Raw genomic sequence first — 18,850 nt, 5'->3', positions numbered from 1 at the left:
CAACAAAGCAATAAAAGCGATCGCTCTCTAAATCACGCTAAGAACCATGATTGACATAACAGACATCAAACGCGCCGTCGAAACGTTGTCTCAGCGCCTGGGTAAAACCCAGGACTATCTTTGACGTACCCGCTCTGACTGCTAAAATTCAAGACCTAGAGCAGGTAGCGGCTCAACCAACATTCTGGGACGACCAAAATACAGCCCAAAAAACGCTCCAAGAACTTAACGACCTTAAATCCCACCTAGAGCAATTCCACCAATGGAAAACCAGCCTCGAAGACGCCAAGGCTGTAATGGAACTGCTGGAATTAGAAACAGATGAGGCACTGCTGCAAGAAGCCCAAACTAACCTTACCCAGCTTAACCACCAACTCGATCGATGGGAGCTGGAACAGCTGCTATCCGGTACATATGACCAAAAAGGCGCCGTCTTAACAATTAATGCTGGTGCGGGCGGCACGGATGCCCAAGACTGGGCGGAAATGTTGGTGCGGATGTACACTCGTTGGGCGGAAAATCAGGGCTATAAAGTAACGATGGCGGAAATTTCTGAGGGTGAGGAAGCAGGAATTAAGTCTGCCACCTTGGAAATTGACGGGCGTTATGCTTATGGCTACCTGAAGGCAGAGAAAGGGACGCACCGACTCGTGCGAATTTCCCCCTTTAACGCCAACGATAAGCGACAAACTAGCTTTGCTGGCGTCGAAGTTATGCCGCTGATAGATAACTCGGTAAAGCTGGACATTCCAGAAAAGGATTTAGATATCAGCACCACTCGTTCTGGGGGCAAGGGGGGCCAGAATGTCAACAAGGTGGAAACAGCGGTGCGGATCGTTCATATTCCCACTGGGATTGCTGTGCGCTGTACCCAAGAGCGAAGTCAGCTACAAAACAAAGAAAAAGCCCTTGCTATCCTTAAAGCCAAGTTGCTAATTATTGCCCAAGAGCAACGCGCCCAGGAAATTGCCCAAATTCGAGGCGATATAGTGGAAGCAGCTTGGGGCAACCAGATCCGCAACTACGTTTTCCACCCCTACCAGATGGTAAAAGATTTGCGTACTGCTGTGGAAACGACTGCGATCGCTGATGTGATGAATGGCGAAATTGACTCATTCATTGAAGCCTACCTTCGCCAAGAAAATCAGTTAGCCTAATTCTGGTAAAAGTTAGTACGTTCGGTAGGCAGTGCGCCTTAAAAAATCCAACCCCTAGAAACCCGTTTTCTCGCGAGAAAGCGGGTTTCCAGTTTCTACCTGCGAGTTGCGTAATTTAGCCTAATTTGTGAACAAACTGTTACATTGTTGGATGAATAGTTCCTCACCAACTTTTTGACTCACACCACCTACTCTTATGAGCAGTCCTTCCTCAGCCCCTCAATCGCCCCAGGCACCAACTAATGCTTCCAGCGAAAGCCAAGAACCCAGTTACGTCAAACTAGCGATGCGTAATATGGTACGCAAAGGAGGCACTTCCTTAAAACACTTTGCTCTTACAACCATCGGCTTACTGGCTGTTCTCGTAGGTCTTGCCTACTTGACTCATTAACTATAGAACAGCAAGGCATGACCATCCAAGTTGAAATTAGCGTCCAAGATTGTTTTTACAGCAGCCATATATCACCGTTGGCTGGTGCTGAAGCGTTAGAACCCCCCATTTCCGCTGAAACATGGGAAATATGGTTCCATCATTGGCTGCAAAATCTGCACTCAGATACTCAACCAGTAACGACAAACTACGAACTCAGCCTGCGTCTCACCGACGATGCGGAAATTCAAGCCCTGAATTCACAGTACCGTCACCAAAATAAACCCACAGATGTATTGGCATTTGCAGCCTTAGAGGTAGACTGTCCTCAACCCGCTGATTTAAGCGAGTGCGAGCCTTTGTATCTGGGTGATATTGTAATTTCTGTTGATACAGCTAACCGACAGGCTCAACAACAGGGGCATACGTTAAAAACAGAGCTAGCATGGTTAGCTGCTCATGGACTGCTACATCTACTCGGCTGGGATCACCCCGATGACGACAGCCTGACTCAAATGCTCAACGAGCAAGAAAGGTTGCTTAATATCGTCGGTGTGGATACAAAGTTAGCATAAAGCCTTTAGCTGGGGTTGTACGATTAGTTTGATTCAATTGCGACCTATCCAGACTAAAGTTTTATTTACTTAAACTGGATGAAAGGTTAATTTTTTAGAGGCACGCAAAAAATCCTGCCATGACTCAAGAACTTTCAAAGCCGACTTCTAATTGCTCTGTAATGCCCCAAAAGCCAAACCGTGAATTAGCGTGGAATATTGCTCCTAACTTAGTCACAAGTTTTAAATACGCTTGGGCTGGACTAAGCTATGCTTTTATAACTCAACGCAACTTTCGCATCGACGTTGTAATAGGAACGGGTGCGATCGCGCTAGGCGTGTTTTTGCATTTATCGCGTGTGGAAATGACGGTTATTGGGCTAACTATCGCCCTAGTTATGGGTATGGAATTATTAAATACGGCGCTTGAGTCTGTAGTTGACTTAACGGTTAAAAATTCATACCACGAGCTTGCTAAAATTGCTAAGGATTGTGCAGCAGGTGCGGTTTTAGTTAGCGCGATCGCGTCTGTGTTGGTAGCTGGTTCGCTGCTACTCCCCCCCTTGTTAGCTTTAATTCAATCTGCTGTGCGTTAGCAGCTTCTTAAGTTTTTGAGTAGCCCGGTATTGCCCACCATCCTTAGAAGGAGCGATGGCCTTTGATTATTGTTATTGATAACTACGACAGCTTTACCTACAACCTAGTGCAATATCTAGGCGAACTAAGCTATGAATTCCCCTCGTTGGGTGATATTCGGGTTTACCGCAACGACCAAATTTCTTTAGAAGAAATCCGCAAGCTGCAACCAGATGGAATTGTCATTTCTCCTGGCCCCGGACGCCCAGAAGATGCTGGTGTTTCCCAAGAATTGATCGAAAACCTCGGTTCTAGCATTCCTATTCTAGGAGTTTGTTTGGGACATCAAGGCATCGGTCAGGTGTTCGGCGGTAAAGTTGTTTCTGCCCCAACTTTGATGCATGGCAAAACCTCTGAAATCCATCACATGGGGGTCGGCGTTTTCCAGGGATTAGAAAATCCTTTCACCGCTACCCGCTATCATAGTCTGGCTATCGAGCGGCAAACTTGTCCAGATATCCTGGAAATTACCGCGTGGGTTGATGATGGAACTATCATGGGCGTCCGACACCGGAACTATCCGCACATTCAAGGCGTCCAATTCCACCCAGAGAGCATTCTTACGACTTCAGGCAAGCAACTGCTCAGGAACTTTCTGGAGTCGCTTTAGCGGTCGTTGGTCATTTACCAATTGACAACTAACGAGCGTGAGGTGGTAGTGTTGGTGCGATCGCTCTTTCGTGAATGCGATCGCCAAAAATCTACCAAAGCTAAACAGCTACAGACAAGGAACAACGAACAACGGATGATGAAACGGCGAGAGTTGATGCGCTATGCTGGGGCAGGCTTGCTTGCAGCTATGGGAACAGGCTTGACTTCTGGATTCAGGAGTTACCAAGCTGCAACGCCCAGTGGTTCGCTTTCAGTGCAATGGCTGGGCCATACCTGCTTTCTTTTTAGCGGGAGTGGTCTTAAAGTCCTGGTAAATCCGTTCCGCAAGCTGGGCTGCACGGCTGGGTATCGATCGCCCAAAGTGGCGTCAGATGTTGTGCTAATCAGCAGCCAGATGCTAGATGAAGGAGCTATTGAAGATCTGCCTGGTGAGCCGAAGTTCCTTTACGAACCGGGCGCGTATAAGGTGGAGGGTCTGCAACTCCAAGGAATTAGTTTAAACCACGATCGCGAGGGCGGGCGCAGATTTGGAACTAATGTTGCTTGGCGCTGGACCCAAGGGGGAATCAATATTCTCCACTTAGGCGGAGCTGCTGCGCCGATTGAGGTCGAACAAAAAATCTTAATGGGGCGCCCCGATGTGGTGCTGGTTCCTGTCGGGGGTGGACCTAAAGCCTACAAGGCTGAAGAAGCGATGCAGGCTGTGCAAGCTCTTAACCCAAAACTGGTGATTCCTACGCATTACCGCACGCAGGCTGCTGATGCCAATAGCTGCGATCTTGCCTCGTTAGATGAGTTTCTAGGATTGGCGAATGGAATGAACGTGCGTCGCGTCGCTAGTGACACGATAAGTATTAAGCCAGCCGATATTGCTGGTAATGGAAGCGCGATCGCAGTTTTGAGTTACAAGTTTTAAGATCGGGGTTGGTAATTGGGAATGGGGTATCGGGTATGGGGTCATTGAATTCCACAACCACCATTCCCTAGCATCTATGTGATTGCCAAATACAGGTTATTAAACTCATCATTTGGTATCAAACGCCTTGAAGTTAATGACAATCCTTCTTTAATCCCGGTGACAAGATACATATCGACTTCACCTTTATTTTTGGCATTAATCTTCCCACGATATTCACACTCAAAGAAATCCTTTGCTAACTCATAAGTTGCTTGGGAAATATTTATGCATCCAGGAAGACCCGATGATTCCATTCGAGATGCAATGTTAACAGTATCGCCCCAAACATCGTAAGCAAACTTCTTATGGCCAATTGTACCCGCTAGTAATGGCCCTGAGTGGATGCCAATGCGGATTTCCCAGTAGGGTTGATTGTTCTGCTGCTTCTCTAGCTTGCGCCATTGCATAAAAGCTTGAATTTGTAGGGCGGCTAGGATGGCATCAATTGCATGGGTTTGGTTAGGAGTAGGAATCCCCCCAACACACATATAACTGTCCCCAATTGTTTTCAATTTCTCCAAATTGTGTGCATCGATAATCATATCGAAGGAAGAAAAACAATAATCTAGTTCATCTACTAGCTCTTGGGGTGTTAAATATTCGGATAATTTAGTAAAGTTTTTGAAGTCCGTAAATATAACAGAAGCTGATTCATAATGAACTGGTTTGACTTTGCCAGTACGCTTCAATTCATCGGCAATATTGGCTGGAAGTACGTTTAAGAGCAGGTGCTCAGAATTGCGTTTTTCGGAATTTATTTGGGCATACAGGAGATTTAACTCTTCAAAACAATTAGCGTTGCGGATAGCTGCTGATACTTGCACAGCCAGTAAATAGCCGATACGCACGTCTTCTAGAGTGTAAACCGACCGTAGTGTTGTGGCAAAATTGATCGTACCCATAACTTGGCGATCGCTTCCCAATGGGATGATAATCTGCGAGGCATAAGGCTTGAGAAAATCGTTTGCAGAACCTTCGCGGATCAGTTGTGATTGATTGGTTTTGATGGCTTTATTCACAGGACTGCTATCTGCGATCGCGGATTCATCAAAGTCTACACGAGGGCCAAAAAGTTGAATGAAGCGACAGGAATCATTCTTGCAAAGATAGACGCTAAGGTGTTCAAAATCTAACAACCATTTAGCTTGTTTGCCCACTACTCGCAAAATTTCATCTAAGTTCAGAGAACGGTTAATTACTGTGGCAATTTCATTGACGGCGGCGATGCGCGAAGAAAGTGCTTGGGCTTCTGCAAGCAGGCGGCGGGCTGTCAGCAACAGTTGTTCGCGATCGAGATTATCCAGCCCATTGCCATTAATAGCCCGAGGTAAAGTGTTCATGCGGAGTGTTGCCCATTAAGTAAAATCATTGTCTGGAAGGGCGACGAATGAACGCATCATTCGGAACAAGCCAACGAGTTGCACCCTGAAGAAAATCACAGCATTTTATAAGGAGTCAATTTCGAGGGCGATCGCATCTGTATATCGATTGACGCTGGCGAATAAATCTGCTGTTGCTATAATCTCAAAAATTTCTGACTCATCCAGCCCCAAATCCTTTAGTTGTTGGTAATCCGCAGCCGTCAACTCATGGGGCTTTGTACCAGCCCTTAAACCAAAGCTAATGACAGCTTTTTCTCGTTCGGGTAGCGGGCAAGCAACAAAGTCTGAGACTAACGTCTTGAGAACTTCCTCGCTCATCCCCAAGGCTGATAATCCATGCAGGTGAACGTTTAGGGCATAGGGACTGTTGTTAGCTTGCGAGATGGCAACACCAACCATTTCCTTGAGCGTGCGAGGCACATCCCCTTGTAAGATTGTAGCGCGGAACTTTTTCCAGTTGGCTTCCAGTACGTCTGGGTTTGTAGCCATCGATTTAAACAAATTGGGGATGATGCCAAACCCCAGTTCTGCCATAATTTCCTCGTAAACTGCTTTCACCTTTGCATCGGTGACGCTATCGTATTCCAGTATGGGAAAGTGAGCCATTGTTGCTTTTTGTCTTGACTTCTACTATCTTCTTTAATAAATTTTTGGTTTGCTTCAGCAAAAATGCTTAAAAAGTATATTATTTAACCTAATTAATAAGCAATAAAATTTATTTTACCGATAACTTTAAAATCTTTCGCAAGACAGATGAATATAGAATTAATTCTAAACACTAACCTTGTTAAAACTAGGAGGTATATAGTTTTAACAAGGTAAAAAGTGGTTTGTAAAGATGTTAAGAAAACAAAGCTAGGGGAGCATGCAAGCAGAATACCGCGAGTCACTAAGGGATAGCTACGTTTCACGCCGCGAACAGTTGATGGCTAAGATTGGCAGAGGAACTGCTATATTTCGCAGTGCGCCAATGGCTGTGATGCACAACGATGTCGAGTACGTTTTTCGACAAGATAGCGATTTTTACTACTTGACGGGGTTTAACGAACCAGAAGCAGTAGCAGTTTTAGCACCGCATCACGATAAACACCGATTCATTTTGTTCGTCCAGCCGAAAGATCCGGTGAAGGAAACGTGGACGGGATACCGAGTTGGAGTGGAAGGGGCGAAGGAACGATATGGGGCTGATGAAGCGTATCCGATTAGCGAACTAGATAAGAACTTACCGCTATATTTGGAAAAAGCGGAGCGAATTTATTACCATTTAGGACGCGATCGCCCTTTCAATGACAAGATCCTCAAACACTGGCAAAACTTAATGGCGGGTTATCCCAAACGGGGGTATGGGCCAATTGCTATTGAAGACACAAACCCCATCGTTCATGCGATGCGACTGGTGAAAAGTCCCGCTGAGTTGGAGTTAATGCGAAAAGCGGCAGAAATCTCGGTTGAAGCGCACAACCACGTCCGTGAATTTACGCAACCAGGGCGTTACGAATACGAAATTCAAGCCGAACTCGAACACATATTTCGCCTGCGGGGCGGAATGGGGCCAGCTTATCCCTCAATTGTGGCATCTGGCGCTAATGCCTGCGTGCTGCACTACATCGAGAATAATCGGCAGATGCTGGATAACGAGTTGCTGTTAATTGATGCGGGTTGTGCATACGATTACTACAACGCTGACATTACTCGCACATTTCCAGTAGGCGGCAAATTTACGCCAGAACAAAAGGCGATATACGAGTTGGTTTTAGAGGCGCAACTACAAGCGATCGCGCAAGTTAAACCTGGCAATCCTTATAATCTAATTCACGATACAGCAGTGCGCGTTTTGGTTCAAGGTTTAATTGATTTAGGACTCCTAGCTGGTAATATTGACGAAATTATCAAAGAGGAGAAGTACAAACCTTTTTATATGCACAGCACCGGACATTGGCTAGGGTTAGACGTGCATGATGCTGGGGTTTATAAGCACGGTGAAGAAGTCTGGCAAAGTTTACAACCTGGACATGTGCTAACAGTAGAACCTGGAATTTATATCGCACAGAATATCAAACCAGCCGAAGGACAACCAGAGGTAGATGAAAAATGGCGCGGAATTGGAATTCGGATTGAGGATGATGTATTAGTTACCGCAGAAGGACATGAGGTATTAACTGATGCTGTACCCAAGGAAGTTGCAGCAATAGAACGCTAAAAAAATCACCAGTCCTTGATGCTAATAAGCGCAGTCAAACGCCTAAGTGTTCGCGTAGAATAGGGCTATCAAAGGTGAGTTTATCTGTGGCGATGCTGTCAATAATCTCGCCTTTGACCATGATATAAACTTGCTGTGCTAGAGACTGAACAACCTCTAAATTTTGTTCCACTAGGATTATGGTCGTTCCAAATAAAATATTGATTTCCTTAAGTTTATGAGTAATTTCAAGCACGATGGATGGCTGAATGCCATCAGAAGGTTCATCAAGTAGTAAAATTTTGGGACGGGATGCTAAAGCGCGTGCGATCGCTAGTTGCTGCTGTTGACCACCAGATAAGCGATCGCCTCTTTCATTCAGCTTTGGTTTCAGCATCGGGAAAATATCAAGCAGCCACTCCATGCTGGTGTTATCAGATTTTTTTCTCCCATACTGACCAGAAATAATATTCTCGCGCACAGATAGCGAAGCAAAAATTTCTCGACCTTGGGGGACATAACTAATTCCACGACGCACCCTTTGATGCGCTGGCAAATGGGTGAGGTCAACGTTGCTAATACTAATTTTCCCTGTAGTTATAGGTACTAATCCGATAATGGTCTTTAATAGCGTTGTTTTGCCAACCCCATTACGGCCCAAAACCGCAACAATAGAACCATCCGCCACATTTAAATTAACTCCCCTGAGAACTTGAGTTGAACCGTAACCCGAGGAAAGATTATCAACGCTAAACATGAGCTTTTCCCAGATAAACTTCAATTACGCGCTCATCTTGCTGGATGTTTTCTATCGTTCCCGTTGCTAATACTTTACCTTGAGCAAATACCGTAGTAAACGCACCAAGTTGGCGAACAAATTCCATATCGTGTTCAACTACAATTACTGTAGAATTATTAGCCAATTTATTGACAAGTTCAACTGTTTTTAGGGTTTCCCCGCGACTCATACCGCCCGTTGGCTCATCTAGCAATATTAGCCTGGGGTCTGTCACCGCCGCCATGCCAATTTCTAGCCATTGTTTTTCGCCATGTGAAAGTTCGCCTGCGCGAGTATTGAGGCGATCGCGCAGCCCAATTTCGTCCACAATTTGAGCCATTTTGGCGTGTTTTTCTACTAAATTAGGGTAGCGAATAGCTGCTGCCAGCCAGAGGTTTTCATATACGCTTAACTCATTGTAAATATTAGGAATTTGCAGCTTGATACTGATTCCCCGCCTAGCACGCTCAAAAGGCATTAACGCGGTGACATCCTCGCCATCATAAATCACCTGTCCACCAGTTGCTCTCAGGCGACCTGTGAGCAAGTTGAAAAAGGTTGATTTACCCGCTCCATTAGGGCCAATTATGCAGTAAGGTTGTCCTGTTTTAAACTCAAGATCTACGCCATCAACTGCCCAAAAATTACCAAATTTACGCTTAAGATTTTTAGCTATGAGAATTTCGTAGGATTTATTAATTTCCAGCGGTGTATCTACTAGAGAGATGGGCGTAGACAAAGGTAAGTCAACCTGGCAATTTATAGGGAAAACTTGCTGCCATAGTTTTTCAATCGCGGGCGCAATTCCTTCGGGTAGGAAAAGCACGAGCGCGATTAAGGTTGCACCCAAAATTAACGGGGTTGCGTACTGGGCTGTTGTACCCAAAAAGTTGGAAAAAGACTGGATGAGTGCTGCACCCAGAAAAGCACCCCAAAGTTTAGTTCGTCCTCCCACCATTACCCAAATTGCCACTAGAGTCGCTTGATCTAAGTTAAAAACTGTTGGGTTAATAGTGTTTCCCCAAGAGGTATGCAAGACTCCTGCTAAAGCCGCGATCGCTCCCCCAATTACAAACCCTGTAAGTTTTAACCCGCGCACATCATAACCTAGCAACTCCGTGCGTTCTTCGTTCACTCGTACTGCATTAAATACCCGACCAAAACGAGTGCGCCGCAGCGACACAAGCAATGCGAAAGCCACTACGGAAATAGCGGTAACTAGCCAATAGGTGAAGGTAATATCTAAATCCAGCAAAGTTGGCACTCTTTGCATACCATTAAACCCTCCCAACGCTGCTTCACCTATTTGGTATTGAGCGCCCGAAGTACTGACAAATAGGTTGTAAAATATCAAGGTAGTAGCGAGAGTAATAATAGCAACGTATAAGCTAGCAACCCGACCGTAAAACATGAAATAACCCATAATTGTAGCGGCTAAAGCTGCTATTATTATCCCAACGAGTAAACCTAAAATTGTCCCACCAATTCCCTGAATATTTAGGCTAACTATACCGTAGGTATAACCAGCCAGCCCAAAAAAAATAGTCTGCCCAAAACTAAAAATTCCCCCGATGCCCCAAACAAAGCTTAGGCTGAGGGCAAGCAATCCGCAAATCAGCCAATAAGTTGAATTGACGATAGTAAAGGGATCGGCGACTATTGGTAGCAGCAAAAGAGCTGCCAGCAAAATCAAACCTGGAGAAAATTGCAATAAAGTATTTAAATAAATAGTTTTAGCCATAAAGTGAAATGCATTTAATAAATAATTATGGGCGATTAAACATCTGTGGCATTTAGACCTTAATCTAAAATCACAATTAAAGCGACCTTCCCCAATTACCCGAAATTCCTTTAGGAAAAACACGCAGCAGCAAAACTGAAAAAGCCAACAACGCCACCTGGCCAAATACAGTCGTAGTTGCAAAAGCAACGACACTCTCGACTAAGCCAAGAACTCCCGCTGAAGTGGCTGTCCCCAATATAATTGCAGGGCCACCTACTAAAGAAGTCATAAACGCCCGCGCCATAAATAAGCCAGACATTGAGGGCGTAACTGCTGTGAAAGGGGCTAGCATTGCTCCCGCAATCCCCGCCAGCGCCGAACCAAAGGCAAAAGTCCACATATTAACTTGTGAGGCGTTGATACCTACTGCCGCCGCCATACTAGGGTTACTAATTGCTGCTCTTGCTTCCAATCCGTAGCGGGTGCGGGTGAAGATTAAGTAAGTGAAAACGCTTAGAGCGATCGCCACTACAATCGTTAATAATCGGTAGGATGCGATCGCTGTATTCCCAATCGTTACACTACCCAAAGGCATCTGTACGCTGCGGCTATCTGACCCGAACATCAATCTGGTAACTTGAATTAGAAACATACTTAATCCCGCAGTTGCCAGAAGCGTATCAATTACCCTTCCGTACAGCCTGCGAATAATTAAACGCTCAATTATTAATCCAAAAATTCCTGACACAATGGGCGCGGCTAGCATTGCTATAACTAAGGGAACTTTTGCCTGAGTTAGTACCACGACCGTATAAGCGCCGATCGTTACTAACTCTCCGTGAGCTAAATTTATAACGCCCATCATTCCTACTGTAACTGCAATACCTAAAGATACAATTAGCAACAGTGAAATACTTGTCAAAGCGTTTATGAAAAGTAGGGTAATTTGTTCCAAAGTTGCTCACCTATTAATAAACTAGGCAGACAGACCAACATAACAGGTAAAACTTCCACATTACACGGCCATAATTTTTTTGCTTTTAAAGGCATTAAATTTTTCATTAAAATTTAGGCACAAACTGCTTAGAAGTATTAGCCTTAGCCTTCAAATCGCATTGCCCCTGATCGTCAACAGCCCTGAGATTATTATAAGGGCCATCTACCAAGTTAAACCCCTGCTCTGCATTAGATTTGAGGATATAAATTGTGTGATTGACATGGTGGGTTTTATCAAAACTCTTAGAACCCAAAGGGCCGCGATCGTAGATTAATCCGTCTTCTAGTGCCTTAATTACTGCCTCATTTTCAGTCGTGCCAGCTTTTTTAACAGCCTCAGCCCAGAGCATTACACCCGTATAAGTATCTGCTCCAAAAAAATTGATATATTTGCGATCGCCATATTGCTGGTGAAACTTACTAACAAAGTTTTTGTTAGCTTCCCTTGGCTCGTTAATGTAATAAGAATGAGCTGAAATGTAGCCTGCTTTTTCAGGCCTTTTGCTGCCATCCTGGTCGTAAGGCTGCACAAAAGTTGGGGACAAATAGGGTATTTTGTTCTGCAACCCTGCTGCTGCCCACTGACCAAAAAAGCCCTCATGGTTGCTACCAACTAAAACAGAATAAATTACGTCTGGCTTGGCTTGCTGGATTTTGCCGATTGTGGTGCTGAAATCAGAAACATCAAGGGGTATAAATTCTTCGCTCACCACTTGCATATTATTTTTATTGGCATAAAGCTTTCCCCAATCGGCTGTAATTCGGCCAAAATTATAGTCAGCGGCGATAGTGTAGATTCTTTTTGCTTTAAGTTTTTTAGCGGCGTAGTCTATTAATAACTTCGACTGGGATGAGGGAGTCACCCCGGTACAAAAAACGTATTTGTCGCACACTCCCCCCTCATACTGGGTATTGTAGAAATAGAGTTTCTTGTACTTGTCAACAATAGGACGAATTGCCTCGCGAGAAGCGCTGGTGATGCCACCAACCAGCACATCAACTTTATCCCCCAGGATGAGTTGTTGGGCAAGTTGCGTATATTTCTGGATGTCGGATTGGGTGTCGTATTGCTTAAATTCTACTTGGCGACCTAGCAGACCCCCGGCAGCATTGATTTCCGCGATCGCCATTTTAGCCGCAGAAACCATCTGCACGCCGTATAGTGCGATCGCCCCCGTTTCATCATGGAGTCCGCCGACTATAATCGGCTTGCGGTCGTTGCTGCTAGAAGAAGTCTTTGCACAACCTTTCGCCAACAAGCTAGTGCCAAAAGCAGCGGAGCCATACAGGATAAATTTACGCCGATTAAGTTTTCTTTCCATAGTGCTTTTGTCTTAACGCTTATCTAACTAATACCAACGCCGCTATGTAGGTAGATAAGCTCTACATCTACATAAACTTAACCAATCAAATCTAAAATGAATAAGTATGTTTAACATGAATTAACTTAAGTGCCACTTTACTCATACATTTCGTAATACAACTCTTTTTGGCGGCAGGTAAACTTAAGTTTGTGGGATTAATTTGATAAAAATAGCAAGAGTAAATTGGAAAAGAATATTTATTGTAGCTGCTATTGTTTATGTATATTTTTACTAACTATTTTTAGCGTTTATACATTTATTTTAAGTGTTATTACTTAAATAGCGCTAGATGTTGATTACCCTCTAGCTCAGTAATAGTACGGCTTAAGTACATGAAAAACTATATTACCGGACAGGTAGGGAGCGCTTGCTGTTTTTTTAGTATCGCCCCAACTCATTTACTAATAGCTATATATTAATCTATCTGAAGATATGTAACAAATGTAACAAAATTGTTGGTCTTTGAAATAATTTGAATTACGATGAAATTTTAGGGCGCGATCGCCATTAATATTTAGGTATAAAGAAGCACTATGCAACCACTTGCCGGATATATTCTAGAGGACAAAATTCATGAAAGTGCCAAGACAGTAGTCTATCGCGGTCATCGCGACTCGGATGAAACACCAGTTGTTATTAAACTTCTAAATACTGCCTATCCTACACTCAGCGAACTTATCCGTTTGAGGAATCAATATACAATTGCCAAGAATTTAAATTTATCTGGTATTATCAAACCCTTGAGCTTGGAAAACTATCACAATGGGTTTGCGCTAGTATTAGAAGACTTTGGCGGCAAATCTTTAAAAGATTATATTACCTTTTATAAACTAACCTTAACTGAGTTTTTGAAACTAGCCATTCAGATAGCGGAAGCTTTAGAAGGACTGGTTTTAAATCGCATTATTCATAAAGATATAAAACCACACAACATCCTAATTAATCCCCAAACTTTTGAGGTAAAAATTACTGATTTTAGCATTTCTTCTCTACTACCTAAAGAACAAGCCAGCATAATTAACCCAAACCGACTTGAAGGCTCTTTAGCTTACATATCACCCGAACAGACTGGGAGAATGAATCGGGGCATTGATTATCGCAGCGATTTCTACTCTTTAGGAGTAACATTCTATGAAATGTTAACAGGTCAGCTGCCATTTACTACCAGCGATCCGATGGAATTAGTCCACTGTCACATTGCTCTTCAGCCGATGCCACCAAGATTTGTAAATTCCGCAATTCCTAGTGTGGTTTCGGATATTGTAATGAAATTAATGGCTAAAACTGCTGAAGAAAGATATCAGAGTGCCAGAGGTTTAAAAGCCGACTTAGAAACTTGCCTGAGTCAGCTAGAAAATAAGGGGAAGATTGAAAGATTTGTTCTGGGAAGGCGGGATATTTCTGAGAAATTCCACATACCTGAAAAGTTATATGGAAGGCAAGCAGAAATTGATACCTTGATGGCGGCTTTTGAGAGGGTAAGCCTGGGTAGCACGGAAATGATGTTAGTAGCTGGTTACTCTGGCATCGGGAAATCAGCCTTAGTCCATGAAGTTCATAAACCGATTGTAAGACAGCGCGGATATTTTATTTCCGGCAAATTTGACCAATTTAAACGAAATATTCCCTTCGCGTCTCTTGTCCAGGCATTCCGCGACTTAATACAGCAATTATTGACAGAAACTAAAGTTGATATTGCTATTTGGCACAAGAAACTTACCACAGCATTAGGCAGTAATGGTCAGGTAATTATCGATGTTATTCCTGAAGTTGAAAAAATCGTTGGTCAACAGCCTCCGGTGCAGGAACTGGGACCAACCGAATCGCAAAATAGATTTAATTTAGTATTTCAAAACTTTATCCGGGTGTTTACTCAAGCTGAACATCCGTTGGTTTTATTCCTGGATGACTTGCAATGGGCTGATTCAGCTTCCCTGAAGTTGATTCAGCTACTTATGACTGACCCCGATACAAAATACTTATTTTTTATTGGCGCTTATCGAGATAACGAAGTCAGTCCAGTTCATCCAACGATGCTGACTTTAGATGAAATTAAAAAAACGGGCGCTACAGTCAATAAAATTGTTTTGCATTCTTTAGGTCAAAGCGATGTAAATAGCTTAATAGCTGATGCCCTAAGCTGTCCGCAAGAACAATCAAAGCTACTTTCTGAACTGGTGTTTCAGAAGACAGAAGGCAATCCATTTTTTGCGACTCAGTTTTTAACGTCTCTGTATAATGACGAGCTGTTATCTTATGACTGCGATCGCGGCTATTGGCAGTGCGATCTTGCCAAAGTAAAAGCCTTAGCAGTTTCTGATAATGTAGTCGAGTTCATGGCTGCTCAATTGCAAAAATTGCCAATTCATGCACAAGGGGTATTAAAACTTGCTGCTTGTATTGGTCATAAATTCGACTTGGAAACATTATCGATTGTTTATGAAAAATCTCCTACTGAAACCGCTGCTGATTTGTGGAGAGCATTGCAATCAGGCTTAATCTTACCTTGCTCTGACATTTACAAGTTCTTTCATGCAGATACAATCCAAGATGGGTGGTCGCTAGAAGAACAACGGCCAACTAGCAATGGACAACTGACAGTTTCCTATAAATTTTTACACGATCGGGTACAGCAAGCAGCTTATTCTCTTATCCCAGAAGCCGATAAAAAAGCTACTCACCTAAAGATTGGTCAGCTTTTACTAAAAAACACTAAATCTGTTGATTTAGAAGAAAATATATTCGATTTGGTCAATCAACTAAATATCGGCAGTGAATTGCTAGCAAATAAGTCAGAAAAAAATAACCTGGCTTCTCTAAATTTAATAGCAGGTAGGAAAGCAAAGTTAGCGACAGCTTATGAACCCGCTGTCAGATATTTGAATAGTGGTCTGGATCTACTTGCGGCTGATAGCTGGACTGATAATTATGAATTAACACTACAACTCTATGTGGCAGCAGTAGAAGCAGAATACTTAAACATTAATTTTGAAAAGGCCAAGCAACTATCTGAAGAAGTATTGCGATACGCCAAAGATATCCTAGATGGGGTCAAAGTTTATGAGCTACAAATCCTGTTTTATGTAGCTCAAAACCAGCCGCGCGAAGCAATATCAACGGCTAGGTCAGTTCTTAAAATGCTAGGTATATCTATACCTACAGAAGAAGAGGAAATAAATATTTGCGCTACTAATTTGAAAAACGAGTTAAGTTGGAGTGTCAAACGAATCGAAGATCTAGCTAACTTACCAGTAATGACCGACCCTTATCAACTGGCAACAATGCGAATTCTTATGAGTACGTTAGCTCCAGCTTATCAGGCCGACCCTCTATTGTTGCAACTAATTGCTTGCACAATGGTCAAGCGTTCTATTCAATATGGAAATTCGCCCCAAGCTATTCCTGGCTATGGGTATTATGGGGTTTTGTTATGCGGAGTTTATGACGATTTAGACTCAGGATATCGATTTGGGCAACTAACTGTAAAGGTATGGGAGCAATTTAATGTTCCTGAACTTAAAGTTAAAGCAATAAATCTATTTAACTCGTTTGTAAGATACTGGAAAGACCATGTTAAAGACACTATTGAACCTTTGCGTGAATCGGTGCAAAGCGGAATTGAAGCTGGGGATTTAGAATATGCCTTTTATAATGCTGTCCATCATGGAAACCACCTATTTTTTATTGGGGAACCGCTAGAATCTCTTAATCTAAAGCTGGCGCAATATATAGAAATGACGGAAAAGCTCAAACTAGAGCTTCATATTTCTTGGTTCAAAATATGGAGACAGAGGGTTTTAAATCTGTTGGGTCAATCAGAAGATCCATGCCAGTTAGTAGGAGAAAGTTTTAATGAATTAGAAGTTTTGCCGATTTGGGAAAAAGAAAACTCTGCTCTTCTGGTTTTCTCCCTCTATTGTTGTAAAACTATGCTCATGTATTTGTTCCAAGAATACAAAGGGGCAGTTGAAGCGGCTAAGTTAGGAGAAAAATACGAACAAGGCGGCACGGGACTAATTTATGTGCCTGAGCATAACTTTTATTATTCTTTGGCGCTTTTAGCTCACTATGATGATGCCGATGTAGAAACCAAAAAGCACTATTTGGAGAAAGTACAGTCTAATCAGGAGAAAATGGCGAAATGGTCTAACAATGCCCCAATGAACTTTCAACATAAGTATGACTTAGTGGAAGCAGAAAAGAGTAGAATTTTGGGTCAAAATCATAAAGCTCAGGTGCTTTACGACCGCGCAATAAGCGGAGCGAGCAAGGCTGGATATATCCAAGAAGAAGGTTTAGGAAATGAACTAGCAGCCAAATTTTATTTATCTATAAGTAGAGAAAAGATTGGTCAAGTATATATGACTGATGCCTACTATGCTTATATCCGTTGGGGAGCGATCGCCAAAGCTCAAGACTTAGAAAAACAATATCCTCAGTACCTCCACAAAACTTCTAAACAGGATATTCCCGACTACTTGAATGCGTTCAATACAATAGAAACAATATCTATAAAATCCACTCATACAACTAGCCCGACTACCACAGGCGAATCCAGCGTGCTGGACTTAACAACGGTGATGAAAGCTTCCCTTGCTCTTTCTGAAGAAATTCTTCTTGATAAGTTGCTTGAGTCGCTGATGAAAGTCATCCTTGAAAATGCTGGGGCGCAAAAAGGCTGCTTGATTATGGAAAAAGCAGGCAAGCTAGTAATCGAAGCTATAGGGTCAATAAATCGTGATGATGTTGCTGTCTTACAATCTATTCCCATAGAAGATAGCTGCTTGCTACCAGTAACAATCATAAACTACGTTGAAATAACTCAATCAAATCTAGTGCTTAAAAATGCATTAAAAGAACCATTATTTAAGCACGACCCTTATATAAATAAATTTGAGCCAAAATCTATCCTGTGTTCCCCAATCATCTATAAAGGCAAACGCCAAGCAATCCTTTACTTAGAAAATAACTTGAGTACGGGAGTATTTACAGAAGATAGGTTGCAGGTTCTAAAGTTGCTGTCCTCTCAAGCTGCTATTTCTCTAGAAAATGCCTTGCTTTACCATAATTTACAAAGTGCTAACGAGGCATTGCAGCATTCCGAAGCGCAACTACAACAAAAAGCAACTCAGTTAGAACAGTCTCTGCACTCGCTCCAACAGACTCAGATACAACTAATTCAAAGTGAAAAAATGTCGAGTTTGGGTCAGTTAATAGCTGGTGTTGCCCACGAAATTAATAACCCTGTTGGCTTCATTACGGGGAATATTAGCCACGCTGAAGCATATGTAAACGACATGATTAATCTTTTAAACCTTTATGCGGAAAAATTTCCTAATCCTGGCTCTGAAATAGAGGAGGAAATAGAAACAATAGATTTAGAATATTTGAAGGAAGACCTGCCCCATCTCATTTGCTCCCTAAAAGGTGGAACCGAGCGCATCCGTAACATTAGCACTAGCTTACGCACGTTTTCACGATCTGATACTACCAGCAAGGTGCAATTCAACCTCCATGACGGCATTGATAGCACTCTGCTAATTTTGAAACATCGGCTCAAAGCAAACGGCAGCCGTCCGGCAATTGAAGTTATTAAAGAATATGGGTGTCTACCAGAGGTAAAGTGTTTACCAGGGCAAATTAACCAGGTATTTATGAATATTATTGCCAATGCGATTGATGCATTGGAAGAATCAAATATTGGGCGTTCTTTTGAAGAAATAATGCGATCGCCCAATAAAATTTCGATCCGCACTGAAATAAAACCAGGCGATCGCAGTGTAGTAATTCGGATTAAAGATAATGGCCCTGGAATGTCGGAATCGATACAAAAACGAGTGTTTGACCACTTGTTCACTACAAAACCAGTCGGTTCTGGTACTGGATTAGGCCTGTCTATCTCGCATCAGATTGTAGTGGAAAAACACGGGGGTAAGTTGAGTTGTATTTCTGCACCGGGAGTAGGAGCAGAGTTTGCGATCGAGTTGCCATTGTAGTAGCGATCGCGCCAGGAAAACATTTGGTATTCAGCACCCCTAGAAACATAATTTAAGCGTCTGCAACACCTAAATATAGCTAAAGAGTGATAAGGAGTGAATCTGCAAATAATTTGATTGTTACTTAAGACATATTTTGTTTAAT

General features: G+C 42.8%; 14 protein-coding genes. 8 read left to right on the top strand and 6 right to left on the bottom strand.

The window, feature by feature from the left end:
• The first annotated feature begins 46 nt into the window (after positions 1-46).
• The 6 genes from prfB (at position 47) to H6F77_RS07435 (ending at position 4,245) form a co-directional block, all read left to right on the top strand.
• Positions 47-1,157, top strand: a protein-coding gene (gene prfB, locus H6F77_RS07460) for a peptide chain release factor 2 (protein WP_199321215.1) whose coding sequence is annotated in 2 segments (ribosomal slippage) — positions 47-121 and positions 123-1,157 — 1,110 coding nt in all. Because the reading frame shifts where the segments join, the coding sequence is not laid out codon by codon here.
• A gap of 196 nt (positions 1,158-1,353) precedes the next feature.
• The gene (locus H6F77_RS07455) at positions 1,354-1,548 is read left to right on the top strand and encodes a DUF3285 domain-containing protein (protein WP_190486880.1); all 195 of its coding nucleotides are present in this window, start codon (positions 1,354-1,356) and stop codon (positions 1,546-1,548) included.
• A gap of 23 nt (positions 1,549-1,571) precedes the next feature.
• Positions 1,572-2,102: an rRNA maturation RNase YbeY gene (gene ybeY, locus H6F77_RS07450; protein WP_309228817.1), complete on the top strand. Its 531-nt coding sequence runs from the start codon at positions 1,572-1,574 to the stop codon at positions 2,100-2,102.
• Between the two features lie 119 nt (positions 2,103-2,221).
• Positions 2,222-2,677, top strand: a complete 456-nt coding sequence (locus tag H6F77_RS07445; protein ID WP_190486876.1) for a diacylglycerol kinase family protein — start codon at positions 2,222-2,224, stop codon at positions 2,675-2,677.
• 62 nt (positions 2,678-2,739) lie between these two features.
• The gene (locus H6F77_RS07440) at positions 2,740-3,327 is read left to right on the top strand and encodes an anthranilate synthase component II (protein ID WP_190486874.1); all 588 of its coding nucleotides are present in this window, start codon (positions 2,740-2,742) and stop codon (positions 3,325-3,327) included.
• Between the two features lie 138 nt (positions 3,328-3,465).
• The gene (locus tag H6F77_RS07435; RefSeq protein WP_190486984.1) at positions 3,466-4,245 is read left to right on the top strand and encodes an MBL fold metallo-hydrolase; all 780 of its coding nucleotides are present in this window, start codon (positions 3,466-3,468) and stop codon (positions 4,243-4,245) included.
• A gap of 74 nt (positions 4,246-4,319) precedes the next feature.
• Here the strand turns inward: H6F77_RS07435 and H6F77_RS07430 are convergent, their stop codons facing one another.
• Complete coding sequence (locus tag H6F77_RS07430) at positions 4,320-5,627, bottom strand: adenylate/guanylate cyclase domain-containing protein (RefSeq protein WP_190486872.1); 1,308 nt, start codon at positions 5,625-5,627, stop codon at positions 4,320-4,322.
• Between the two features lie 105 nt (positions 5,628-5,732).
• Positions 5,733-6,275, bottom strand: coding sequence for a carboxymuconolactone decarboxylase family protein (locus H6F77_RS07425; protein WP_190486870.1), 543 nt, complete (start codon positions 6,273-6,275; stop codon positions 5,733-5,735).
• A 259-nt stretch (positions 6,276-6,534) separates the two neighbouring features.
• On the opposite strand from H6F77_RS07425, the gene H6F77_RS07420 reads away from it, so the two are divergent.
• Entirely contained in the window at positions 6,535-7,869 is a 1,335-nt protein-coding gene (locus H6F77_RS07420) for an aminopeptidase P N-terminal domain-containing protein (protein ID WP_190486869.1), read from the top strand.
• A gap of 34 nt (positions 7,870-7,903) precedes the next feature.
• Here the strand turns inward: H6F77_RS07420 and H6F77_RS07415 are convergent, their stop codons facing one another.
• The 4 genes from H6F77_RS07415 to H6F77_RS07400 form a co-directional block, all read right to left on the bottom strand.
• Positions 7,904-8,605: an ABC transporter ATP-binding protein gene (locus H6F77_RS07415; RefSeq protein WP_190486867.1), complete on the bottom strand. Its 702-nt coding sequence runs from the start codon at positions 8,603-8,605 to the stop codon at positions 7,904-7,906.
• Entirely contained in the window at positions 8,598-10,367 is a 1,770-nt protein-coding gene (locus H6F77_RS07410) for an ATP-binding cassette domain-containing protein (protein WP_190486865.1), read from the bottom strand. Before H6F77_RS07410 ends, H6F77_RS07415 begins: the two co-directional genes overlap by 8 nt.
• A gap of 76 nt (positions 10,368-10,443) precedes the next feature.
• Positions 10,444-11,271: an ABC transporter permease subunit gene (locus H6F77_RS07405; protein WP_190486863.1), complete on the bottom strand. Its 828-nt coding sequence runs from the start codon at positions 11,269-11,271 to the stop codon at positions 10,444-10,446.
• A 139-nt stretch (positions 11,272-11,410) separates the two neighbouring features.
• Complete coding sequence (locus tag H6F77_RS07400; protein WP_190486861.1) at positions 11,411-12,667, bottom strand: ABC transporter substrate-binding protein; 1,257 nt, start codon at positions 12,665-12,667, stop codon at positions 11,411-11,413.
• Positions 12,668-13,242: 575 nt separating this feature from the next.
• On the opposite strand from H6F77_RS07400, the gene H6F77_RS07395 reads away from it, so the two are divergent.
• The gene (locus tag H6F77_RS07395) at positions 13,243-18,705 is read left to right on the top strand and encodes a trifunctional serine/threonine-protein kinase/ATP-binding protein/sensor histidine kinase (protein WP_190486859.1); all 5,463 of its coding nucleotides are present in this window, start codon (positions 13,243-13,245) and stop codon (positions 18,703-18,705) included.
• The last annotated feature ends 145 nt before the right edge of the window (positions 18,706-18,850 follow it).

This window comes from Microcoleus sp. FACHB-831 (genome assembly GCF_014695585.1).
Classification (GTDB): Bacteria; Cyanobacteriota; Cyanobacteriia; order Cyanobacteriales; family FACHB-T130; genus FACHB-831.
The sequence above is the reverse complement of the archived record's forward strand: the minus strand, read 5'-3'. Positions and strand labels throughout refer to the sequence as shown.